Origin of the sequence: Streptomyces sp. NRRL F-5123 (assembly GCF_000721495.1) — a bacterium.
Taxonomy (GTDB): Bacteria; Actinomycetota; Actinomycetes; order Streptomycetales; family Streptomycetaceae; genus Actinacidiphila.
Window position 1 is genome coordinate 29,392 of the sequence record NZ_JOHY01000041.1, and the last position, 23,025, is coordinate 52,416.

Genomic DNA, 23,025 nt, shown 5'->3' on the forward strand with positions numbered 1-23,025 from the left:
CCGGCGGCCGGCTCAGGCCGGGTGGACCAGCCGTGACTCGTAGGCGAAGACCACCGCCTGCACCCGGTCCCGCAGCTCCAACTTGACCAGGATCCGGCTGAAGTGCGTCTTCACCGTAGCCTCCGCCAGATGCAGCGAGGCCGCGATCTCGGTGTTGGACAGGCCCCGGCCGACCTCTACCAGCACCTCGCGCTCCCGGGCGGTGAGCCGCGCCAACCGCTCGGCACTCTCCTGTCCCTCCGCCCCGCCCGGCGCGGGCAGCTGGTGGGCGAAGTGCTCCAGCAGCCGCCGGGTGATGCGCGGCGCCACCACTGCGTCACCCGCGGCCACCGAGCGGATCGCAGTCAGCAGCTCCTCGGGCAGCGCGTTCTTCAGCAGGAACCCGGACGCCCCGGCGCGCAGCCCCGCGAACGCGTACTCGTCCAGGTCGAAGGTCGTCAGGATCAGCACCCTCGACTCCGGGCAGCTCTCGACGATCCGCGCCGTCGCCTCGATACCGTCGGTACCGGGCATCCGGACGTCCATCAGCACCACGTCCGGACGCAGCTGCTGCGCCATTCGCACCGCCTGCGCCCCGTCGCCGGCCTCGCCTACCGCCGCCATGTCGTCCTGCGCGTCGAGTACCATCGTGAAGGCCATCCGCAGCAATGGCTCGTCGTCGACCAGCAGTACCCGGATCGCCGGGTCCGCCCTCCGGATCGTGTTGGAAACGCCCGCGTGCCCCACGGCCGGCGGCGCTGATTCTGCGGTCACAACTCCTCCGGAGTCGTCAGAGTGAGAACGGCCGCCACCTGCCAGCCACCGCCGGGCAGCGGCCCGGCCGTCAGACGCCCGCCGTACACCGCGGCGCGTTCCCGCATCCCGTGCAGCCCATGTCCCGCGGGCCGCCCCGGGTCGGGCACAGGTCCGGCACCGGCGCCGTCATCGGTCACCGTCACCGTCACCTCCTCCGGCGCACAGCCGATCCGTACATCGGCCCGGGCCTTCGCCGGCGCGTGCTTGAGCGTATTGGTCAGGGCCTCCTGCACCAGCCGGTAGACCGTCAGTTGCGCCGCCGCCGGAACCGGCGCCGGATCACCCGTCACGCTCAACCGGGTGGGCAGCCCCGCCGCCCGCACCTGCTCGACCAGCGCCGGGAGCCGGCCGATGCCCGGCATCGGGTGCCGCAGCGCGTCCGGCTCGTCAGCCCGCAGCACCCCGAGAAAGCGCCGCATGTCCGTGATGGCCTGCCGTCCGGTTGCCGACACCTGCCGCATCGCGCCCGCCGCCCGCTCCGGCGACTGCCGCTGCGCGAAGGCCGCACCGTCCGCGAGCGCCACCATGACCGACAGGTTGTGCGTCACGATGTCGTGCATCTCCCGAGCGATCCTGGCCCGCTCCCCGGCCACCGCCAGCTGAGCCTGCTGGTCCCGCTCCCGCTCCAACCGCACCGCCCGGTCCTCCAGCGCCGCCAGCCTGTCCCGCCGGCTGCGCATGTTCAGCCCGAGCACCATCGCCGCGGTCGCCATCGCCGACAGCGACACGAACGTCCCTGCGCCCCGGTCGTGCACCGACCACCGCAGCGTGGCCAGCAGGACGCCGAACTCCAGCATGCCGAAGGCCAGCAGCGTACGGCGCCGAGTGCTGTAGGCGGCCACCGCGTAAAGCGCCAGCAGCAGCGTGACGTCGGTCGGGATCCGCACATCGCACGCCCACTGGGCGAAGGCTGCCCCCGCGATGCAGCAGAACACCGTCATCGGCGCCCGTCGTCGCCACACCAGCGGCAGCACCAGCGCAGCGTGCAACGGCACGAGCAGCGCCGGCTCGTGGCCGATGGGCCCGCGCAGTGCCGCCACCGTGGCCATGAACAGCCCCGTCGCCAGCACCGCGTCCACCGCCGCGGGCGACAACCGCAGCCACGACCCGACCCACGCGTAGCCCTCCCGGGCCACCCGCTCCGCCCACGACATCGCCTGCCCCACGGCGCCCTCGCGCTGCCACCGCTGCCGGCCCACGGCCCGGAAAGACCCGCCGCCCGGCTCCTCCGCCTTCCATGGGGCGGTACCGCTGGAGGCGGGCGGTGCGACTGTCATGGCGCCGCCCTCATACGTCGCGCTGTCGGAGCAGCACCGCGGCAGCTGCGAGCGCCGCCACCGCATACAGGCAGAACACCGCGAATCCCGTCCACGGCGCCAGCGTATGCGCCTCCTGGTGCAGGGTGAGGACGGACTGGCCCGCGTTGCTCGGCAACCACTGGTTGATGTGGTTTCCCCACGACGTGGGTAGCGCCTCCGCGAGAACCGGCACCACCAGTAGCAGCCCGAACACGGTGGCTATCCCTCCCGCCGTGTTCCTGATGAGCGCACCTATCGCCACGCCGAGCAGTCCCACGACCGTCAGATACGAGCCGACGCCCATCACCTGGCGCAGCTCGCCGGGGGCGCCCAGGGACGTTTCCACGTGCTGGGAGGACAGCAGGGCCTGGCCGACCAGGAAGGCGGCGAACGCGCCCGCCGTCATCAGCGCCCAGACGATCGTCACGTAGAGCGCGGCTTTCGCCCACAGGACGGGCAGCCGGCGGGGCACTGCTGTGAGCGACGCCCGGATCATCCCCGTCGCGTATTCGCCGCTGATCACCAGGACACCCAGCACACCCACCGCGAGCTGCGCCAGGAAATACCCGCGCAGGCTGGTGAGGCCGGGCTCGAAGCTCGCCCGCTCCCGTGCGCTCATGTGATCCCAGTGGGCCGCGGTGAACGCCGCGAACAACGCTCCCAGGCCGACGAGCGCCACCACGGCGGCTATCAGCGTGAAGAACGTGGACCGAAGACTGCGCATCTTGATCCACTCCGAGTGCAGCACCCGAAGCTGGGTCACCTCGCCACGTCCGCCGGCCGTCGAGGCAGGGGGCGGGAAGCCGCCCGCCACGGCCGTGCCCGTTGTCACAGTCATGCTGGCTGTCCTTCCCGCTCGCGTGCGGGGACGGCCTGGTATTCGACCGCTTCCCGTGTCATCTCCATGAACGCGTCCTCCAACGACGCCTGCCGAGGTGTCAGTTCGGCCAGAGCGATCCCGGCATCCGCCGCTATGCGGCCGATCCGGTCGCTGCTCAGACCGGTGACGTCCAGGACGTCGCCCTCGGTGGAACTCACCGACACGTCCGGCCCCGCGAGCAGGGTCCGCAACCGCGCCGCCTCGTCAGTCCGCACCCGCACCGTGCCGCCCGCTGCCGTGACGAACTCCGCCACCGACATGTCGGCCATCAGCCGGCCTCGGCCGATGACGATCAGATGCTCCGCCGTCAGCGCCATCTCCGACATCAGATGCGATGACAGCAGGACCGTCCGGCCCTCCGCGGCCAGGCCCTTGAGCAGGTTGCGGATCCACAGGATTCCCTCGGGATCCAGGCCGTTCACCGGCTCGTCCAGCACCAGCGTCGCCGGATCGCCCAGCAGGGCGCTCGCGATGCCGAGCCGCTGGCCCATGCCCAGGGAGAATCCGCCCGCCCGCTTGCGCGCGACCTCACGTAGACCGACGGTGTCGACCACTTCGTCCACCCTGCGGCGGGGGATCCCGGTGGTCGCCGCCAGCGCCAGCAGATGGTTGTACGCGCTGCGGCCGGTGTGGATCGCGCGCGCCTCCAGCATCGCCCCGACCTCGTGCAGCGGTGCGCGGTGCTCGCCGTACCGCTTGCCGTTGACCGTCGCCCACCCCGAACTCGGGGCGTCAAGCCCGAGGATCATGCGCATCGTGGTCGATTTGCCCGCTCCGTTCGGCCCGAGGAAGCCGGTCACGGCGCCCGGGCGGACGGTGAAACTGAGGTCGGACACGGCGGTGCGCTCACCGTAGCGTTTGGTCAGTGCGTGGGCCTCGATCATGGCTGGTCCTCGTGAGGTGCGCGGTGTGGGCGATCAGGATGTCCCTATCGTCCTTTCTCGCCGACCCTGTCCGCGACGGACCACGGGCGGATTCTTCCCGTCTGCCACTGCATCCCCGGGGGGACCCCGTGTACGACCGCTGAGGTATCCGGACCCCGGCCACCCGTACACGCCAAGGGCCGCCGCCGTGGAGACCCACGACGGCGGCCCGATGACCGTGTGACCCCGGCGCGGAGCCGCCCGGCCCGATCGGGTGGGGCGGCCCGCGGCCGCTACTGCTGCGGCGGAGGCGGTGGGTAGCCGTACCCCTGCTCGGCTCCGGGCTGCGGCGGAGGCCAGCCCTGCTGCGGTTGGGGCGCCTGCGGCTGCGGCGCCTGCGGCTGGAACGGCGCAGCGGGTGGCTGGCCTGCCGGGCCGGCCGGCGGGTACGCCTGCGGAGCCTGCGGCGGAGCCCCGTACTGCGCCGGCGGGAACTGGCCGGGCGGCATCGGGGGCTGGCCGTACGGCTGCTGCGTCTGCGCGGGCGGGACGGGCTGCCCCGGGTGTGCGGGCTGGCCCGCTTGTCCCGGCTGGCCCGGCACCGGGTAACCGGCGGGCGCTCCGGCGTAGGGCGCCGCCCCGTACTGCCCGGGCATCGGTGGCGCCAGCTGCGGTGGCTGGCTCTGGCCGTGACCCGTCCACAGCCCCTGCGCCTGCTGAGCCCGCGAGAAGTCCTCGGCGACCATCGCCGAGAGCTGGAAGTAGGCCTCCCGCGTCTTGGGGCGCATCATGTCCAGGTCCACCTCGGCGCCGGCCGCCAGGTGCTCGTCGAACGGCACCACCTGCACACCGCGGCAGCGGGTCCGGAAATGCGCGACGATATCCTCGACCTTGATCATCTTTCCGGTCTCGCGCACTCCGGAGATCACCGTGATGCTGCGCGCCACCAGGTCCGCGTAGCCGTGCGCCGACAGCCAGTCCAGCGTCGTGCTGGCGCTGGACGCACCGTCGACGGACGGCGTCGACACGATGATCAGCTGGTCGGCCAGATCGAGCACCCCGCGCATCGCGCTGTAGAGCAGACCGGTGCCCGAGTCGGTGAGGATCACCGGATACTGCCGGCCCAGCACGTCGATCGCCCGCCGGTAGTCCTCGTCGCTGAAGGCCGTCGACACGGCCGGGTCCACGTCGTTGGCGATGATCTCCAGACCGGACGGCGCCTGCGAGGTGAACCGTCGGATGTCCATGTAGCTGTTGAGGTACGGGATCGCCTGCACCAGGTCGCGGATCGTCGCTCCGGTCTCCCGGCGCACGCGGCGGCCGAGCGTGCCGGCGTCCGGGTTCGCGTCGATCGCGAGGATCTTGTCCTGCCGCTCGCTGGCGAGCGTCGCCCCGAGCGCGGTCGTGGTCGTCGTCTTCCCGACGCCGCCCTTGAGACTGATCACCGCGATCCGGTAGCACGACAGCACCGGGGTGCGGATCAGCTCCAGCTTGCGCTGCCGTTCCGCTTCCTCCTTCTTGCCGCCGATCTTGAAACGGCTCGGCTGCGCGTTGGCTCCGGGCTTCCGCGGCTTGGGCTGGTTGCGCAACAGGCGGTCCGAGGAAAGCTCGACGGCCGCGGTGTAGCCCAGCGGAGCACCACCCTGCGCGGTGCGCTGCCGCTGATCCGGCGTCACAGTCGGCCAGCCGCCGGACCGCGGGTCGACGGGACCGGCGGGAGCGGGAGCCGGTGGCTGCGCCTGGGACTGCGCGAGTGCGTGAGCCTGCGCCGCCGGGTCGTCCTGCAGCCTCGGATCCGGCCCAGGAGCGGGTACGGGACCCGGCGGCGGAACCTGACCGGGCATCTGGCCCTGTGGCGGCACCGGTCCTTGCGCCGGGATCTGCCCGGGCATCTGCCCCGGAACCGCCGCGGGACCCTGCGGCGCGGCGTACGGAGCCGGCAGGTGCTGGGCAGGAGGCTGCTGCGGGAATCCGTAGCCCCCCTGGGCCGGCAGCGGAGGTAGCGGCCCCGCTGCCTCCGGCTCCGCCGCCATGCCCTGCGGCTGGCCCGGGTGCTGGGCCGGAGGGAAGCCGTAACCGCCCTGCGGCGGTACGGTTCCCCGACCGTCCACGGGTGCGGGCTGCTGCGGAAGCCCGGTCGGCACCACGCCCTGGACCTGTGGGGCGGGCGGGAATCCGTAGCCGCCCTGGGGGTTGGGCTGAGCAGGAGAGGGCAGTTGTGCGGCCTGCTGCGGGAAGCCGTAGCCACTCTGCGGAGCCGGCTCGGCCGGGGCAGGCGCGGGGGCCGGGGCGGGCTCGGGCTGGGGAACGGGTGCAGCGGGAGGCGCGGGCAGGTTCTGCGCGGGCTGCGGGAAGCCGTATCCGCTCTGCGGCTCGGGCTGTGCCGGGGCCTGCTGCACGGGCGCGGGGTAGGCCGGACCCGGGTACGGGACGGGAGCCGCGGGTCCCGGTGCGGGATGGACGGCCGGCCCCTGCGGCGGCGGGGAGCCGGCGGCGGGTCCCTGCGGCGGGGGATATGCGGCTGCCGGCCCCTGCGGCGGGGGGTATGCGGCGGCGGGCCCTTGCGGCGGAGCGCTCTGCGCCACCGGCGGAGCGGCGGGCTCCGGGAAGGCCTGCGAGGACTCCGGCGTCGGCTGCTGCGGCTCCGCCCGCTCGAAGTGCGGCGGCAGCGGCGGCATCGCGCTCTGCGGACCGGGCGGGGCCCAGGGCGCGGGATCCGTCACGGGAGGCTGGGGCAGCGGAGTCCAGACGGGCACGTGCTCGGCCGGCCGAGCGTCCTCCGGCTCGGCTGCGGCGGGGGGCGGCGCGGGCGCCTCCACCCGTGCGTCCTCGGGCTCAGGGGCGGGGGCGGGTACGAGTGGTTCGGGCATCGCGTCCTCCGGCTCTGCCATCGGAGGCGGCGGTCCGAGAGGACCTGCCTGCCCCACGTCCTCGATCCGCACTCCGGCACGCTCCTCGATCTCCTGCCGCAGGGCCGCGGCGGAGAACCGCACGGTCGCGCGGCCTTCCGGCTCCTGCGGCTCTGCCTCCTCCTGCGGTGCGAGCGGCTCGGGCACTGCCTCTGCTTCCGTTTCGGTCTCCGGCTCCGTCTCGGATTCCGCTTCTGCCGGAACGGGTGCGGTCGCGGGGGCAGAAGCGGCCGACGTGACCGCGATGCCGGACCAGACCGGCCGCTCGGCGGCGGGGTCGGTGACCATGGGAGGCAGCGGCACGGCGGTGGCCGACCAGGAGCCTGCGCCCGCCAACGGGGTGGAGCCTGAGGCGGGTTCCTGGGGACCGCGCGGCGGCAGCGGCTCCCACACCGGTGCTCGCGGGGCCTCTTGCCCCGCGGACGTGCCGGACTCCGGGGTCGCGGCGTGCGGTTCGGGCGCCGCCGGGGCAGCGGGCGCCACCGGCTCGGCCTCTTCGGGCTCTTCCTCCTCCGTGCCGGCGCTCCCGCTGCCGTTCTGCATGTACCAGGCCGGCGGGGTGAAATCGAAGCGGTATTCGCCCGTCACGTCGCCTTCGGCCGGTGCGTCGACAGGGGCGGCCCCGCCCGCGCGGTCCCGATCGCTGTTCACTGTGCCTCCCGGTCTGCGTCGGGGAGTTGCCCCTGGCGTCTCCCCGCCCCGTACGCCGCAGGGCGAGGCCCTCCGCCGCTTCCTGCTGCTCTCGACGGACAGCCTAATCGCCGGGGTACGTCCGTTGTCAGGCCGTCTTGTTCCGGCTTCGCTCATTCCGGCAGGCGAGCCCCGCGGCCGGCGGTGGACGCTGCGGGGATTCGCCGGCGCCCTGTGCCGGGCTGTTCCCTTCGCTCGGTATATACCCACACCGCGGTACATTGCCGTGCCCCTGGACGACCGGTTCGCCGTCACCGTAGGAGACCGTTCCGCAAGGGGCGCGGTTCCGCGCTCCGGCCTGTTCCGGCCGGCAGGGAGTGATCGCTCAGTCGATACGCCGGGCCTCGCCCAGCATTCCCGCCTCGGCGGCGGTCGGCTCCACCCGCACGAAACGCCGGTGCCGTGCGGTGCACCACAGCATCGCGCCGTCGTCGAGCGCGGGCAGCGCCGCCGCCTGCTCGGGAGGCAACCGCAGCGTACGGGCCAGCACTTCCGCTTCCTGTGGCGAGACCCGCTGGACGCCGACGAGATCCGCCTCCGCCAGCAGCCTCGCCGCGTGCGGTCCGAGGAACGGCAGCAGGGTCAGCACCGCCTGCCACGGCGTCCGCGCGGGCCCATTGCTCGGCGGCTGCGCCCCGCAGTCCCGGACGACAAGGACAGGGCCCGACAACCCCGGCTCCCGTTGCGGGACTTCTCCCGCGCCGTGGACCGCCGCGCATCGCCCTCCGGCTGCGGTGTCCGCCGTAAGGGGCGCCCACACCCGCGGGCGCGCCGACTCGACGGACACCTCCGCCCCTGTGCCGATCGCACGCAGAGCCAGCACCTGCGCCGTCCACGCGCTGCCGATCACCACGGCGTCCAGTTGCGCGGGCCGGAACAGGCTGAGCAACACGGGATCGCCCGCCTCGTCCCTCCCCGCCACCACGCCGTCGTCACCGAGCGGCAGTGACAGCGTCCCCAGCCGGGATCGGGACGAGACGACGGCCGTGCGCCGTGGACCGCGCAGGCCGAAGCCCGGCCGTGCCTCAGGGGGTGCCACCGCCCCTGCCCCGCCGGCTGCCTGCCCCCTCCACGCCGCCCGAACCACCCGCCGTAGGTCCGTCAACAGGTGCCTCCCAGGGGCAGGGTGGCCAGCAGGCCCGGCAACTGCTCGTGGTCCAGCCGCGCGAGCTCCACCTCGTCCCGGTGTGCCGCTGCCTCAAACTCGCCGCACGCCGTCGCCAGCGCGCGGTCGCCGTCCGCTGTGATCCGCAGATATCCCCCGACCACCGGCGCACCTCCCGGCCCGCGGGCCAGCGTCAGCGCGAAGCTGCACACCGTCGCCGGCGCCGATGTGAGAGCGGCGACCGCCCGCGTGGCCGCGGGCGCGTTGCCCAGCCCGTACGTGGCGTGCCGGAGGCCGTCGCAATGCCACGCACGACTGTGCTCCACGGTCCGGCGCCGCCCCGAGCCCGCGGGGGCGGCGTCCGCCGCTCCGAGACACGCCGAAGCCGCGAGCGCCGCGATCAGCTCTTCCCGGTCCAGCACCGCGGCGTCGAAGCCCGCACCCACAAGGCGGCTCGCCAGATGGTCCGCCGCCCGCAGCACCGCCCGCTGGGCGCCTCTCACCCCGCCGCCACGGGCCAGAACCGCCGCTGGGCACAACTCCGGGTCCAGTCTCAGCGCCACCCACGTGATGCGTGACGAGGGCATCGGGGAGCGAGGCCGGAGGATGTCCGACGACGTCGGCCGAGGGGGCACGCGCGGCGCGGGCGCCGGGCGGACGTGCTGGACGACCTGCACCGACGCCAGCCGGACGTCCTCCACCACCAGCGCGTCGAAGAGCGGGCCCAGCGGCAACGACCGGGCGGAGCGCAGGGTTTCATCCTCCGCCCGCACCACCAGCACCGTCGTCAGGAATGTGCCGTCGCCCACCATCCCGACGCTTCGCCCGCCCCGGCCGGTTAAGTCGTACGTACGCAGCGCCGGATCACACTCGGCGAGCGGCGCCAGCAACGGGCCGAGCAAACCCGCCGGGGCACTGGCCGCCCGCCGCTGCCTGCGCCGCATCGCCAGCACGGCGGCCGAGTGCTCCGGCAGCGGCAGGCCCTGTCGCCGCACGGTCGCGGCGGCAACCAGGATCGCCGCCGCCAGACCGAGGGGGGCCAGCGCGACCTGTCCGGCGACCGCACCGAACAGCACCAGGGCCGCCGCGACCTCCAGCAGCACGAGACGCCCCAGCCCCGGCAATCCGACCCGCCCGGCGCGCGGTTCCGGACACGCGGGAGGCGCGGTGGGCGCCTCGCCGCCCCAACCTGATGTCGTGCTCGCTCGCATTCCTCAACGCCCCCTCTCCGGCCGGTTCATGACTTTCCCTCACGGTAGCGGCAACCTCGGACATTCGGCACATCCGGCATAGTGGGGTGGATCCCGACCGCAGGGCGGCCCGCGCGCGACAGCTCCGGTCACAGCGGACACCACCCCCGGGGGGAAGCGCCGAACCATGGCCTCACGCAAGGAACAGCTCAACGCCTACTCGTTCGCCCGCAGGCGCGTGGTGGCGGCCTTCCTCCAACCCGGCGCCACGGGGACGGACGAAGGCGCCCCGCGGCCGCTCCACGCCCTCCTGCCGGGCCTGGTCCTCGGGGGCGTACTGCTCGCGGGATTCGGCGCCTGGGGCCTCCTGAGACCCTCGGCGCCGACCGGTTGGGACGCACCGGGCAAGCACGTCATCGTCGCCGACGAGTCCACCACGCGCTACGTCGTGCTGAACGAGGCCGGAACCCGTAGGCCCGTCCTGCACCCGGTGCTCAACATGGCCTCGGCGCGGCTGCTCCTCGACCCCGGCGGCTACGACGTCATCAAGGTCAGGGAATCGGTGCTCGACCACAGCGGGATCGAGCGCGGCGCCGCGCTGGGCATCCCCTACGCGCCGGACCGTCTGCCCGCCCCTGCCGACGCCGCCGAGGCGAAGGTTTGGGCAGTCTGCGACCGCCCGGACGGCGGCACCGGACGGGCACGGCAGGCCGCCTTCGTCCTCGGGCGCGACGAGGCGGCAGCCGTGAGCGGCCCGTCCGCGCTGACCGGTGACCAGGTGCTCTACGTCCGGGACGAGCAGACGAGGCCGTACCTCGTCGATTCCGGCGGCACCAAATTCCCGCTCGGGAAGGTGGGCAAGGCCACGCGGGCCGCAGGCCGGGGTGACGCGAGCCTGCTCGTGCGTACCCTCTTCGGCGAGAATCGGCAGCCGCAAAGCGTGACGGACGCCTGGCTCGCCACGCTGCCCTCCGGAACGCCGATCGATTTTCCGGTCGTCGAGGGCCACGGAACCCCCGTGCGGACCGGGGGAGTGCCCACCGGCCACGCCGCCGTCGGCACCGTCCTGCGGGCCACCTCGGCAGCCGGCGACGAGTACTACGTCGTCACGCGGCACGGCGCCGCCCCGGTCACGCGCTTCGCGGCGCTCCTGCTCCTCCAGGCCAACTCCCAGACCGACCCGGTCAGGACCAGCCTGCCGGTCGGCCCGCAGCCCGCCTTTCTGCCTGCCGACTGGCCCCGGGGCGACCCGCACCAGGTCAACACCGTGGCGGGAGATTCACCCCGCGAGGTGGTGTGTGTCGTCCTTCGTGGCGGACATGCCGCGCCGTCCGCGCCGCGTCTGGCTATGTGGGCCGGCCGGGAATATCCCGAGCCGATCCTCGAAGGCACCGCCTCCGCCTACGTCACGCCCGGAAGCGGCATGCTCTACCGGGAAGTCAGTGGCGGCGACGTCAGCGGCGGCACGTGCTACCTGGTCACCGATACGGGCCTGCGCTACGCCGTTCCCCGAACCGACGACAGCGCCGCGGCAGGCAGGGCCGCCGACGCGCGGCAGCCGACCGGCCAGGCCGCGGCCCGGCTGGGTTACGCGGACGTCAATCCGCTGCCGATCCCGATCGAGTGGTCCGAACTCCTCCCGTCAGGCCCGGTATTGGACACCGCGAGCGCCGCGCGGCCCCAAGGAGCGTGACCTGGTCGCAGGTGAACCTGCCTAAGGTGCCTCTGTTGATCAAGCGGCCTGTCAGCGCCGAAGGGGAGGAACGACCATCCGATGAGCGCATCGCGCGACAGCGGCGGCCTGCACGTCGCGCTGGAGGACCTGCGCGGATTCAGGATCCGCGTGGACGGCCTGCTCGCCGAACTGGACGCCTCCGAAGCCGCCCCGCAACGCATCGGCGAGCAGCGCATCACTCCCGCCCGGTTCGGTACCGGGTTCGGCGATGCGTACGCCCTGGCGACGGCGTACGCATACGTCCACGACCGGCTGGAAGCGCTCTCGCAGACCCTGGCCGACCAGATCGAGGCCATGAGCCTGGTGCTGCGGATCGGGCACGCGACGTTCACGGACGTCGACCTCGGGACGCAGCACAGGCTCCTGGACCTGAACGACCGGATCCTCCGGACCCACGGCCCGGTGTCGGCCCGCTCCGCCCGCCGCGCCGGGGTCGAACCGGGCGAGGGGAGCCCGGGGTGACCGGAAGCGGGGGCTACTCCACGGACGTCCGCGCTGCGGACCCCGGACAGACGGACTTCGAGACCTTCACCCACGAGCAACTGCTGGCCATGATCCGACACGCCGACCCAGAGACGATCGCGCCCGTCGGTGATCACCTCGGCCTGGCCGTCGAGCGGATCGCCCGGATCGGTGCGGACCTCGACCGGCACATTGCCTGCGTCGACTGGGAGGGCGCCTCCGGCGCCGCCTTCCGGGAATGGGGCAGGCACGTCGCCAGAGCCACGCTGGGGCTGAGCGACTACGCCCACTCCACCGCCAAGGCCCTCACGCATGCGGCGGACACGCTGCGTACGGTCAAACGCGACATGCCACCCGTCCCGGCTGCCGCCCAGAAGGCCTACGCCACCCTCCAGGCCGACCCCACCGTCCGCCACGACCCGGACGCCCACGCACGGATGGCCCGCGCCCACACCGAGGTGGAGGCCGCCCGCATCGAGGCCGCGGACCAGATGCGCAAGCTGGCGCAGTCCTACTCCCTGTCGGCGACGGTCATCGAGACGGCCGAGTCGCCGGAGTACCCGCCGGTGCCGTCGCCGTTCGTGCCCCCGTCGCAGACGCTCCGGACCGGTGCCGGCCACTACAGCGCTGCCACGGGCTCCGGTGCGACCCCGCCCGTGCGCAATTCGCCGGGGACGGCGACCGGCGGAGAGGCCGAGCGGAACATTGCGGCGGCGCCCGGCATCGCGGCGTCACCTCTCACCCGTACGCAGTCGACGGGCGCGCAGGCGCCCGCGGTGCCGACCCAGCCCGGCCCGCAGCCAAATGGCAACAACGGCAACGGCGGCGGGGCATTCGTCGGTGTTTCCCACGCCGGGAACGCCCCTCAACCGTTCACGAGCGGCGCTCTCCTGCACGACCATTCCCGCGATGCGGGGGAGTCCGCAACGACGGGGCAACTGCCGAGGAATTTCCCCCGGCAGGAGCTACCGAAGGCCCCGTACGAGCCGGGTTCGGGGCTGTTTCCGGCCCGTGGAGGGCGGAGCCACGGCATTGTCGGAGGCAGCCCCGCCGTTGAACCGGTGGCGTCCGGCGGCCCGGGACAGGGTCCGGCTGCGTACAGCGTCGTCGGCGAGTACGGGCCGGCCACCCGGCCGCCCGTCGGCGGCATGATGGGCAGCCGTACGGCAGGGAGCGGGCGAGCCGCCTCCGAGGGGAGCGGCGTACGCCGTCTCGCCGGTGAGCCCGGGGGAGTTGCGGGCCGCGTTCCCTCTGCCGAGTTCGCACCACGGGCCCTGGGTTCCGCGGGTGCCGCGCGCGAGGAGTCCGACGGTCCGAGGCATCGGGCCGAACTCGCCGGAGAGGGGGACTGGGGCCCTCGCCGGGACGACGTCGTGCCGCCGGTCATCCGCTGACGCGTCCAAGTCCCCGCCCCGGCCCCGACCACAACCCGGTCCGCAGAGTGTCGTGTTGGGAGCCGTCGGCGAAGCAGCAGTAGAGTGAGTTCGCAAGGTAACTGTTCGTGCTTGCGGCAACACGTTCTGCGTGTGGGGGAGACTGCGTCATGACGGCCGGTATGAAAGTCACCAGCGCCTCGCTGGACAGGCTGGAGAGCGACCTCGACGTCATGGTGGGTTCGATGGACCGCCAGGTCCGGGCGCTCCAGGCGGTGATCGACAACCTCGAAGGCCACTGGCGCGGTATCGGCGCCAACGCCTTCAACGCCCAGCAGGCCCTCATCAACGAGGACCACCGGGTGCTCGCGACCCTGCTCGGCAGGATCAGGCAGGCGGTGCACGACACGAACCTCACGGCCGGTACGACCGACGAGGGTGTCTTCCAGGACATGAAGAGCATCGATATCAACGGCGGCGCCCCGGGCAGCGGCATCGCGGGTCTCTGACACCAGCACCGCACCGCCGCCGGCCCGCCGCGTCACCACACCACCTCCCTGGGGTATTCATGTTCGATCCCGGCCAGCTCAAGGTCACGTACGCCTCCCTCGACGAGGCGGCGAGCGCGATCAGGCAACAGGCCACGCAACTGCAGAGCGACCTGGACAACCTGCTGACACGCGTGCGTGCGGTCGCCGGGTACTGGGAGGGCGACGCGCAGCACGCTTTCCACGCCGTCGCGCACGAATGGGCGCACCGTACGCAGCACATGCACGGTGTGTTGGAATCGATCGCGAGCAAGGTGCAGATTGCCAGCGGGCATTACAACACCGCGGACAGGAAGGCCGCGTCCTACTTCGGCTGACGGCCATGCCTCGACGGGGAGTGGAGGGGCATCGCCAGGTGCGGCAGGCTGCCGCGCCGACGGTGTGGGCGGCGGTGTTGGCGGTGGCGGCCATTGTGCCGGTCTGTCTCGGCGCGGCCGCGCAGAGCGGCGCACTTGCGGCGCACAGCGTGCCGACCCTCGACGGCGACGGAGCATGCACCTTCCCGGCACCCGACGTCGCGCAGACGCCGTGGTCCCTGCAACGACTGCTGCTCAACCGACTCTGGCAGAACACGCAGGGCAAGGGGGTCACCGTTGCGGTGATCGACTCCGGGATCGACCCCCGGAACCCGCAGTTGGCGGCCGCCGTCGATGCCTCGCGGAGTGTGGATCTGACGGACCCGAGGGGCCGTGGCACCACCGACCCGGTCGGGCACGGCACGGAAGTGGCAGGCATCATCGCGGCCCGGCCTTCCCCGGCGACCGGCTTCGTCGGACTCGCACCGCAGGCGACCCTGATCTCGGTCCGGCAAGCGGGCCAGGACGGCACGGGGACCGTGAACGGCCTGGCCCGCGCGCTGCGAAAGGCCGTTGACGCCGGTGCCCGCGTCATCAACGTCTCGCAGGACACCCCGCGCAGCACCCCCGATCTGGAGGCCGCCGTCGCGACTGCCGTACGCGCGGACGCCGTGATCGTTGCCTCCGCGGGCAACAGCGGCTCCGACGGAGCCTTCCGCACCACCTACCCCGGTGGTTATCCCGGTGTGCTGGCGGTCGGGGCCTCGGACCGCAACAACGAGCGTGCTCCGTTCTCCCAGGCAGGGGAGTTCATCGGAGTCGCGGCTCCGGGCGTGGACATGCTTTCCACGGTGCCAGGCGGTGGCCAGTGCATCGACAACGGAACCAGTTTCGCCGCCCCTTACGTGGCCGGGGTCGCCGCACTGATCCGGGCGAAGCACCCCACCTGGACCGCGACGGAAGTGGTCGCCCAGATCGAGCAGACGGCGCAGCGCACCTCCCCAGGCCACAACGCGCTCGTCGGCTGGGGCGTGGTGGACCCCGTCCGCGCGCTGACCGACGACGCCAGGCCGATCGAGGCGCCGGCCCCGACCCGACGCGAACACCAGAGCGGCGCCTCCGCGATCCCGGCTGCCCTCACGTCGACAGACCCCGCGCGGCAGCGGGAGATGCGCACGGCTGCGTATTTGATGGCCGGGTCGGCCTCCGGCCTGTTGCTGATTGCCGGGACGACGATCACCCTCCGCGACCGCAGACGCCGCCCTGACGGAGCAGCCGCGGCCTATTGCCCCGCCGCGCCGGACGTGCCGGGGCCTCCCGGCTTACGGAAGCTCCAACGGCGGCGCACACGACTGCGCGGGAGTGGGGCGGGAGGAGGCGGCTGAGCGCGGAGGCGTCGGTAGGTCTGGGCCGTTCCTTCTTCGCCGTGGTAGGGCAGTACCGTCACGTCGCCCGTTCGTTTGTCCACGATGATGGCTGAAATGCCAGGCGAGATCGCCCGTGGTGGGTCGCCCAGCCGAGGCGGTGGTAGCGCGGTTGTTGGTGGAGACCACGGCATCACGATGAATCCCTCGTCGAATTCTGTGGCGTACATTGGCGCGAGGCTGCCGTCTGGCAGCTGGCAGACGTAATGGTTCGCAGCGATACGCTGCGCCTCCTCGGCATCCACTCTGACCACGTTCCCTTCCGGTGCTATGTCCTGTTGTTCATGGGCCCGCCGCGATGGCTGTAGCGGCGTCCTGCCTGATCGGGTGCCGCCGGGCGTCCAGGGCGTAGTGGTACACGTGTGCTGCACTCAGGTGGATTTGCTCGGTACTTACCTCGCCCGACTGGGGGTCCAACCAATAGACCTGTCCCTTGTGATTTAGCGCGGTGAAAACGTGAGAGGAGAGCGCCCCATCTGCGGGCAACTGCCATTCGATGTGGACGAGGGCACTCGACCCATGTCCTGACGCGTGCAATTCATCTGCCACTGCCCTGTACGACTCGGGCCCTGGTCCCGTGTACCGCATGCTTGTACCGCCCCAAGCATTGCCGTGTTCAACGCCGTGCCGTTCAGCGGTCCGTAGCACGAGCTTCTCGTCGCCCATATGGGGCAACGTCCTGGCCGCAGCCACCTGCGGGTTGCCGTACCAGGTCTCCAGCGCGGAGCGAACCGCGTCCGCGCAGTTGTTGGAGCGTCCCGGTACCTCCATTCCGCCGGCGTTGACCCGCGCCGTCCAAGGGCCGCGCGGGTCGGGGAAGCGCTGGAAGCTGCCGTTGCGGTTGCGCGGCACCGCCGCCTCCAGGGCGCGCTGGTCGGCGGGGTCGACGGGTTGGAGCCCGTCAGGGCCGCCGCGCAGCGTCGCGCGGATGTCCTTCAGCGTGGTGCCGTGCGTCGGCACCGCCCTGCGCCAGCCCGGGGCTCGTGCGCGAGCGGCCGCGGCCCCGTCCGTGCCGACTGCGTAGAGCAGGTTGGCGAGTAGTCGGCCCGCCGCCTCGTCGCCGTCGCGGCCCCAGCCGGTGCCGAGTACGGCGGGTGGTAGGCGCTCGGGGTGTACCGCGAGGTCCAGCAGCCCGGCCGCGGTGGCGTTCAGGTGTGTCAGGTACTGCGCCGGGTGGGCCAGGTTGTACGGGTCGTAGGGGTCGAGGCTGCGGGTGAAGCGGACGGCGTCGCTCGCGGCGCGGACCATGCCGCCGGCGACGTGCTCCAGCCGGATCGGCACGGTGCTCAGCAGGTCCTCGGTGCGGGCCGCCAGCCGCTCCGTGAAGCTCGGCATTTTCGGCGCGAGGTCGGCCGCAGAGTGCAGTGCCGCCGCGGTGGACCGGGCCATGGCGTCGCGCTGCTCGCGGGCGGCGACCAGCATGTCGCGCGCGGCCTCCCGGGCGTCGGCCCCGGGGTCGGTGAAGGGGGCGGGCGCGGCCACCGTGCCGCCCGCCGCGCGGGCCGCCTCGTACCGCGCCACTTGCTCGTCGTAGGCGGCAGCGGCCTTCTTGCTGGCCCGGACGCCGCCCTCCCACAGCCGTACCGCTTCTGCGGCTCGCCCCTTTGCCCAGTCCACCGTGCACGCGTAGCGCTCCACGGCGTCGGCGGCGTCCTGACAGGCGCTCGCGGCACGGCCCCATGCGGTGGGCTGGGGTGTGAATGCCGTGCGGAAGGCGACCCCGCCTTGGCCACGCCAGTCGTCGGCGCCGAGTCGCGAGATGCCGCGGTGGCCGGTGTCGAGGGCGGTGTGCAGTCGTCGCAGGTGCGCGGCAGTGGCACGGATGCGTGCGGGGTCGCCGTGCAGCAGCTCACCGGGGTCGTCACTGCCGCCGAGGTCCAGCTCCGGTACGTGCGCGCCGAGTTCGTCGGCGACGTGGTCGCCGGTCTTCCCGGCCCAGTCCGCGGCGCGGTGCAGACCGAGCGCGTCGAGTCCGCCGGCCACCAGGCGGGCGTCGTCGTCGATGAGGGCGCCGGTCTTGCGCTCGGCGGAGTCCAACAGGCGCCCGCCGACGTTGCCGGCCTCGTCTACGAGTGATCCGATACCCATCAGCCGCCACCCTGCGGCCGGGCGCTCCCGCCGTCGGCGCCCGCCGGGGCCCCGCCAAGCCAACGGTTGTACTGCTCGTCCGTCCCCGACAGCGTGGCCGCGGCCTCAGAGACGAGATTCCGGCCCATGTCGTGGGCGGTGTCCTGCCAGGTCTGCCCCATGTCGGACAGGCTCTGCCGGGCGGATGCGGTGCTGAAGTCGGGGTGAAGGAAGTCCTCGACGGGGTTGTCCGGCCCGATCCGGCTCCACGACAGGACTTCCTCCTGCTCCTCCGGCAGGGCGGGATTGCCGATGGCGGAGGCCACGACCACCTTCAGGGTCCTCTCCGCGTAGCGGTCCATCTCGTAGTACGTGCCGGCCGCCAGGCCCAGCCGCTCCGCGATCTGGTCGGCGTCCTGGACGAGGGCGCGCACTCCCCATTCCCAGCGGTTGCAGAATCCGTCGAGGGCGGACGTGAGCCCGTCGTGTCCGACCTGCATGCCGGTCAGCTTCAGGTGTGTGAAGCCGCGGCCGACGTCGGCGGCGGCCTCCTGGCCCATCGACTGGAGTTCGTGGATCACGCCGCCGAGCCCGGCGGCCGTCTGCGTCAGTGCCGTCTCCCCGACCTCGTAGCCGCCGCTCCCGGTCACCGCACCTCCCCGTCGAGGGCCGCGGCGTCCACCGCCACCTGGTCGGGAACCACGTCTGTGACGGGCGGGAAGAGCATCGGCAGCCGTCCCGCCACGTCGAGCGCCACACCGGCCGGCGCGCCGACCGCGGGCACGACCTCGTCGAGCAGCCGCCACCCGTGCACGGTCACGTAGTCCGTGTCCCCGTCCTCACCTGGTCCCCCGCCCGCGATCGTCGCCGTGGCACCGCCCGCCGAACCGCTCGGACCCCCGGCGGCGGCGAACCGCGCCAGCTCCGCTCCGTCGGAGAACGCGAACACCCAGCGCACACCGCCCGAGGTCGCCGCACGCAACCCGCCCTCGACGGTTGGGACCAGCACCACGCTCTCCCGGAAGGCATCGACGAGCGCGTCCGGATTGCCGTGTCCCCCGTGCAGCGCGGCCAGTTCAGCGGCCAATGCGCCCTTCGAGCCCTTCCTCTCGGCGGCCGGCGGCGTCCCGCGGGGCGGCGCGGCCGGCGCATTCCCCGCGGCGGCCACCAGATCCGCCAGCCGCGGCCCCGGTACGGCCGGGCAGGCCCGCCCCGCCACCCCCGCCGAATCATCGCGCGCATCGGACCGCGACTCGGCGTCCTCGCGTGGTCCGAACGCCCACTCCCATTCCGACTCCATGACCGTCCCCCGTCGACACCGCGGTTCAAGGCAGGAAACCCCGACCCCGAACCGTCTCACCACTCTAAGTGATCAAACGGTAGCAGTAAGTCGTCATCCGTCGAATCCGGTTGTCCACAGGCCGGCTGCTCACTGCGGATCCCACGCCAGCTGGACCAGCCGTGTCCCGCCCCGGCGCGCGGCGAAGACCGCCCGCCCAGGGGGCATCCGGCGTGGTCGGACGCCGCCCAGCAGTTCACCCTCGTCGGGGTCGCCGGACAGGACGAGCGCCTGTGCTCCCAGCTCCCTGGCCCGCTGGACGAACGGCTCGTACATAGCGCGTCCGGCCCCGCCAGCGGCGCGGGCCAGGACAAAGCGCAGGCCCACGTCCCGCGCGAAGGGCAGCGCGTTCACGAGTCCTGCCAGCGGGTTCCCGTCCGAGGCGACCAGCTCGTAGTCGTCGATCAGCACGAAGAGCTGCGGGCCGGTCCACCAGCTGCGGTCGTGCAGTTGCCGCGACGTCACATCGGGGCCCGGCATGCGCCGCTGGACGAGCGTGGCGACCGCGGCCATGTGTGTCTCCAGGGCGGCGCGCCCAGTGATGTACTCCACGAGGTGGCCTTCGGGCAGCGCGCCGAGCAGGGTGCGCCGGTAGTCGGTGACGACCAGCCTGGCCTCCTGGGGCGTGTAGCGGCGGCTCAACTGCCGGGCGATGTGCCGCAGCGCGGCCGTCTTGCCGGACTCGCCGTCGCCGATCACGATCAGGAGCGGGTCGGTCTCGAAGTCGACGAGGACCGGTGCCAGCGCCGTCTCGTCCACGCCGATCGCCACAGCATGTCCGGGGAGAGCGGCACCGCCCGGCAATTGCGCGGCGGGCAGCAGGCGCGGCAGCATCCGGACGGCCGGGGCGGGCTCACCGTTCCACGCGTCGTTCACCGTCGTGACGAGGGCTGCTGTGCCTTCGGCGAGGTCCGACGTGTCCTGGCTGCCGTCAATGCGGGGCAGGCCTGCCAGGAAGTGCAGCCCACCAGGGGTGATGCCGCGGCCGGGCGCGCCGGGCGGCACATTCGCCGCAGCCCTGCGGTCCAGCTCGGAGTCCATGGCGTCGCCGAGCCGGAGTTCCAGGCGGTTGAGCAGCTGGTCCTTCAGCGCGGCGCGGACCTCCATGTGGCGTGACGCGGTGAGCACGAGGTGCACGCCGAAGCCGAGGCCGCGGGCGGCGATGTCGGTGACGGCCGACTCCAGTTGCTCGTATTCCTGCCGGAAGGCGCCCCAGCCGTCGACCAGCAGGAAGACGTCGCCCCAGCGCTCGCCGGGCAGCTCACCGGCAGCCCGCAGCGCGCGGTACGACGCCATGGTGTCGATGCCGCGGCTGCGGAAGAGCTCTTCGCGGCGGGCCAGCACACCGGCGACCTCGGCGACCGTGCGCCGCACCCGATCCGCCTCCAGCCGTCCCGCGACGCCGCCCATATGGGGGAGTCCGGACATGGCGCGCAGCGTGCCGCCGCCGAAGTCCAGACAGTAGAACTGCACTTCCTGCGGGGTGTGTGCCAGAGCGAAGGACGCCACCAGGGTCCGCAGCAGCGTCGATTTGCCGCTGCGCGGGCCGCCGACGACCAGGCCGTGGCCCGCCGCGCCGGCGAAGTCCAGCACCAGCGGGTCCCGCCGCTGCTCGAACGGCTTGTCCACGAGGCCTACCGGCACCTGCAGCGCCCTGCCGGCCGCCGGCAGCCCGCGCCCGGACACGCCGAGTGGCATCAGCCCGTCCAGTCCTGGCGCCGCACCCAGCGGCGGCAGCCACACCCGGTGCGCCTCGGGTCCGCGTCCGGCGAGGCGGCGGACGAGGACGTCCAGCACGGTGTCCGCCGCGGTCCCGGCAGGCCTTCGTTCCGTCCGCGCCACCGGGCGGCCCACGGGCACCTGCGCGGCGGTGAACAGCACGGCCCGGCGCTCCCCTGCCACGCCGGCGTCCGGCTGAGCACCGCGGTACGGGCCCGACACGTACGCGGCCTTGAAACGGACGATGTCCCCAGTGCCGGTCTTTAGGCAGGCCGACCCCGGCACCGGCGGCAGGTGGTACGCGTCCGGCACACCGAGCGCCGCGCGCGATTCGGACGCGGAGAAGGTCCGCAGCCCGATCCGGTAGGACAGGTACGTGTCCAGGCCGCGCAGCCTGCCCTCCTCCAGCCGTTGCGAGGCCAGCAGCAGGTGCACCCCCAGCGACCGGCCGATGCGGCCGATCTGGAGGAACATGTCGATGAATTCCGGTCTGGCCGCCAGCAGCTCGCTGAATTCGTCGATGACCAGAACCAGGGTCGCCAGCGGCCGCAGGGAGGCGCCCGCGGCCCGAGCACGCTCGTAGTCGTGGACGGCCGGGTAATTGCCGGCGGATTTCAGCAGCTCCTGCCGACGCTGCAATTCCCCGGTGATCGCGTCCCGCATGCGGTCGACCATGGCCAGGTCGTCCGACAGGTTGGTGATGACGGCCGACACGTGCGGCAGCCCGCTCATACCCGCGAACGTCGCGCCGCCCTTGAAGTCGGCGAGGACGAAATTCAGCGACTCGGGGGAGTGCCTGACGGCCAGCCCCAGCACCAGGGTCCGCAGCAGCTCCGACTTGCCGGAGCCGGTGGCCCCCACGCACAGCCCATGCGGTCCCATGCCCTCGTGCGCGGCCTCCTTCAGGTCCAGGTGCACGGGCTCGCCGTCCTCACCCACGCCGAGCGGCACCCGCAGCCGCTCGTGTCGGCCGCGCGGCGCCCACCCGCGGGCTGCGTCGAAGGAGTTCGCGTCGCCGATGCCCGTCAGGTCGGTGAAGTCCAGGTCGGACAGCAGCGGTTCGCCGTCACCCCCGTCGGCGGGCCGCAGCGGGGCAAGCCGGCGGGCCAGCGCCTCGGCCTCCGCCTCGCTCAGCGCGTCCGGTGCGCCCCCGTACGTGTGGCCCGCGGAGGAGCGCAGCAGCATCTCCCCGGCTGCACAGCGCACCCACAGATCACCACGTGGCTCGGCGCTCTCGCCCGGCGCCAGCTCCATGAGCGTCACGCCCAGCAGTCCCTCGGCGACCGCCGGGGGGACCGCACCGCCGTCGAGGAGGAGAACCACGTGCGGCCGGTCGAGCAGCGGCGCCGCGTCCCGCTGGAAGCGCGGGCGGCCTTCCAGCGCGGAGTGCAGCAGCTCCGCCAGCTCCTCGGGCCCGCCCGCCACCAGGCGCCGGGTCCCGGCGCCGTCCGCCCCGGCCTGCGACTGGGCGTGCGGCAGCCACTTGACCCACTCCCACGCCGGCAGCGCCGCAGCGGACACGACGACACCCAGCACCATGTCGGCGGGCGAGTGCAGCGCGGCCAGTTGCGCCAGCACCGCCCGGGCCTGCCCGCGGACGGCGCCCGCCTCGCCGGTCAGCACCACGTGCGAGAAGGCCCGCAGCGACACCGCGAGCGGCAGGTCCTCGACCGTCCCGTGCGCGGCGACGAAACGCCGCAGGGCGTACGCGGTCAGCGGCTCCAGCCGGTCAACCGGCGCGGTGTCCGGCGCGACCAGCGGGGTCGCCAGCTGCTGCGGTGCGAGCCCGATCCGCACCTGCCCGAAGTCGTCGTCGCCGGGGCGGCGCTCCCACACCCGCCGGCGCTCGGCCACCAGTGCCCACAGCTGGTCCGGCGCGGGATGCGTGTGGAGCCTGCTGCAGCGCTGCCGGTCGGCGGTGCGGCGGACCGTGCTGCGCTGCCGCGCCAGGTATGCGAGGTAATCGCGGCGGCTGTCGGCCATGTGCCCGCTCGCGCCCTGCCGCGCCCGCACGAACTGGGCGGCACCCAGTGCGACCGCCGACGCGAGCATCAGACCGCCCATCACCTTCATGACCGGCTGCGAACCCGGCATGAAGAAGTACGCCGCCGAGCCGCCCATCGCCAGCAACGGCAGCAGCAGGGTCACCAGGCCCTGCTCCTGGCCGCGCCGGAGTTCCGGCGGCGGCGCGAGGCGGACCTCCCCGGAGGGCACGTCGGGCGGACGGACGCGAACCGGGCGTTTGACGATGACCGAACTCACGGATGTGCCCGCCCCCAGGGAATCGTCGTCGCGGCTGGTACATTGCCGCGCTGATGCTACGGAGGGCAAT

At 73.1% G+C, this 23,025-nt stretch carries 17 protein-coding genes; 6 read left to right on the forward strand and 11 right to left on the reverse strand.

What is annotated here, in order from left to right; genetic code table 11:
- Nucleotides 1-12: 12 nt before the first annotated feature.
- From IH54_RS0127085 to eccE, 7 genes are all read right to left on the reverse strand, one after another.
- Nucleotides 13-678 (reverse strand): response regulator, encoded by a 666-nt coding sequence (locus IH54_RS0127085; RefSeq protein ID WP_031521649.1) that lies wholly within the window; start codon nucleotides 676-678, stop codon nucleotides 13-15.
- Between the two features lie 71 nt (nucleotides 679-749).
- Nucleotides 750-2,072 (reverse strand): sensor histidine kinase, encoded by a 1,323-nt coding sequence (locus IH54_RS0127090; RefSeq protein WP_324607822.1) that lies wholly within the window; start codon nucleotides 2,070-2,072, stop codon nucleotides 750-752.
- 10 nt (nucleotides 2,073-2,082) lie between these two features.
- Nucleotides 2,083-2,931 carry an ABC transporter permease gene (locus tag IH54_RS0127095; protein ID WP_199923471.1) on the reverse strand — a complete coding sequence of 283 codons (849 nt, stop codon included), beginning with the start codon at nucleotides 2,929-2,931 and terminating at the stop codon, nucleotides 2,083-2,085.
- Nucleotides 2,928-3,857 carry an ATP-binding cassette domain-containing protein gene (locus IH54_RS0127100; RefSeq protein WP_031521653.1) on the reverse strand — a complete coding sequence of 310 codons (930 nt, stop codon included), beginning with the start codon at nucleotides 3,855-3,857 and terminating at the stop codon, nucleotides 2,928-2,930. The genes IH54_RS0127095 and IH54_RS0127100 overlap by 4 nt, the downstream gene beginning before the upstream one ends.
- Before the next feature lie 272 nt (nucleotides 3,858-4,129).
- Nucleotides 4,130-7,396: an SCO5717 family growth-regulating ATPase gene (locus IH54_RS0127105; RefSeq protein ID WP_031521655.1), complete on the reverse strand. Its 3,267-nt coding sequence runs from the start codon at nucleotides 7,394-7,396 to the stop codon at nucleotides 4,130-4,132.
- A gap of 364 nt (nucleotides 7,397-7,760) precedes the next feature.
- Entirely contained in the window at nucleotides 7,761-8,327 is a 567-nt protein-coding gene (locus IH54_RS0127110; RefSeq protein ID WP_159012083.1) for a hypothetical protein, read from the reverse strand.
- A 209-nt stretch (nucleotides 8,328-8,536) separates the two neighbouring features.
- Nucleotides 8,537-9,643, reverse strand: a complete 1,107-nt coding sequence (eccE, locus tag IH54_RS0127115; protein ID WP_031521659.1) for a type VII secretion protein EccE — start codon at nucleotides 9,641-9,643, stop codon at nucleotides 8,537-8,539.
- 274 nt (nucleotides 9,644-9,917) lie between these two features.
- On the opposite strand from eccE, the gene eccB reads away from it, so the two are divergent.
- The 6 genes from eccB to mycP all read left to right on the forward strand — a co-directional run bounded on the left by eccB (nucleotide 9,918) and on the right by mycP (nucleotide 15,529).
- Nucleotides 9,918-11,423 (forward strand): type VII secretion protein EccB, encoded by a 1,506-nt coding sequence (eccB, locus tag IH54_RS0127120; RefSeq protein WP_031521661.1) that lies wholly within the window; start codon nucleotides 9,918-9,920, stop codon nucleotides 11,421-11,423.
- A gap of 81 nt (nucleotides 11,424-11,504) precedes the next feature.
- Complete coding sequence (locus tag IH54_RS41945; protein WP_052397920.1) at nucleotides 11,505-11,927, forward strand: hypothetical protein; 423 nt, start codon at nucleotides 11,505-11,507, stop codon at nucleotides 11,925-11,927.
- On the forward strand, nucleotides 11,924-13,321 hold the full coding sequence (locus IH54_RS0127130; RefSeq protein ID WP_031521665.1) for a WXG100 family type VII secretion target: 1,398 nt from the start codon (nucleotides 11,924-11,926) through the stop codon (nucleotides 13,319-13,321). Before IH54_RS41945 ends, IH54_RS0127130 begins: the two co-directional genes overlap by 4 nt.
- Nucleotides 13,322-13,470: 149 nt before the next feature.
- The gene (locus IH54_RS0127135) at nucleotides 13,471-13,809 is read left to right on the forward strand and encodes a WXG100 family type VII secretion target (RefSeq protein WP_052397921.1); all 339 of its coding nucleotides are present in this window, start codon (nucleotides 13,471-13,473) and stop codon (nucleotides 13,807-13,809) included.
- Nucleotides 13,810-13,868: 59 nt separating this feature from the next.
- The gene (locus tag IH54_RS0127140; RefSeq protein WP_031521670.1) at nucleotides 13,869-14,165 is read left to right on the forward strand and encodes a WXG100 family type VII secretion target; all 297 of its coding nucleotides are present in this window, start codon (nucleotides 13,869-13,871) and stop codon (nucleotides 14,163-14,165) included.
- Nucleotides 14,166-14,170: 5 nt separating this feature from the next.
- Nucleotides 14,171-15,529: a type VII secretion-associated serine protease mycosin gene (gene mycP / locus IH54_RS0127145; protein ID WP_078862555.1), complete on the forward strand. Its 1,359-nt coding sequence runs from the start codon at nucleotides 14,171-14,173 to the stop codon at nucleotides 15,527-15,529.
- A 321-nt stretch (nucleotides 15,530-15,850) separates the two neighbouring features.
- Here the strand turns inward: mycP and IH54_RS0127150 are convergent, their stop codons facing one another.
- From IH54_RS0127150 to IH54_RS0127165, 4 genes are all read right to left on the reverse strand, one after another.
- Nucleotides 15,851-17,656 (reverse strand): putative T7SS-secreted protein, encoded by a 1,806-nt coding sequence (locus tag IH54_RS0127150; RefSeq protein ID WP_031521672.1) that lies wholly within the window; start codon nucleotides 17,654-17,656, stop codon nucleotides 15,851-15,853.
- Nucleotides 17,656-18,285, reverse strand: a complete 630-nt coding sequence (locus IH54_RS0127155) for a hypothetical protein (protein ID WP_052397922.1) — start codon at nucleotides 18,283-18,285, stop codon at nucleotides 17,656-17,658. Before IH54_RS0127155 ends, IH54_RS0127150 begins: the two co-directional genes overlap by 1 nt.
- Nucleotides 18,282-18,722, reverse strand: a complete 441-nt coding sequence (locus IH54_RS0127160) for a hypothetical protein (RefSeq protein WP_031521674.1) — start codon at nucleotides 18,720-18,722, stop codon at nucleotides 18,282-18,284. Before IH54_RS0127160 ends, IH54_RS0127155 begins: the two co-directional genes overlap by 4 nt.
- A 342-nt stretch (nucleotides 18,723-19,064) precedes the next feature.
- Nucleotides 19,065-22,955 carry a type VII secretion protein EccC gene (locus IH54_RS0127165; RefSeq protein WP_031521675.1) on the reverse strand — a complete coding sequence of 1,297 codons (3,891 nt, stop codon included), beginning with the start codon at nucleotides 22,953-22,955 and terminating at the stop codon, nucleotides 19,065-19,067.
- Nucleotides 22,956-23,025 lie beyond the last annotated feature (70 nt).

Bases quoted from the DNA above. Each gene is read 5' to 3' on its own strand.
- mycP (WP_078862555.1), top strand. From the start codon at position 14,171: ATGCCTCGACGGGGAGTGGAGGGGCATCGCCAGGTGCGGCAGGCTGCC.
- IH54_RS0127135 (WP_052397921.1), top strand. From the start codon at position 13,471: ATGACGGCCGGTATGAAAGTCACCAGCGCCTCGCTGGACAGGCTGGAG.
- IH54_RS0127095 (WP_199923471.1), bottom strand. From the start codon at position 2,931: ATGACTGTGACAACGGGCACGGCCGTGGCGGGCGGCTTCCCGCCCCCT.
- IH54_RS41945 (WP_052397920.1), top strand. From the start codon at position 11,505: ATGAGCGCATCGCGCGACAGCGGCGGCCTGCACGTCGCGCTGGAGGAC.
- IH54_RS0127090 (WP_324607822.1), bottom strand. From the start codon at position 2,072: ATGACAGTCGCACCGCCCGCCTCCAGCGGTACCGCCCCATGGAAGGCG.
- IH54_RS0127150 (WP_031521672.1), bottom strand. From the start codon at position 17,656: ATGGGTATCGGATCACTCGTAGACGAGGCCGGCAACGTCGGCGGGCGC.
- IH54_RS0127140 (WP_031521670.1), top strand. From the start codon at position 13,869: ATGTTCGATCCCGGCCAGCTCAAGGTCACGTACGCCTCCCTCGACGAG.
- IH54_RS0127100 (WP_031521653.1), bottom strand. From the start codon at position 3,857: ATGATCGAGGCCCACGCACTGACCAAACGCTACGGTGAGCGCACCGCC.
- eccB (WP_031521661.1), top strand. From the start codon at position 9,918: ATGGCCTCACGCAAGGAACAGCTCAACGCCTACTCGTTCGCCCGCAGG.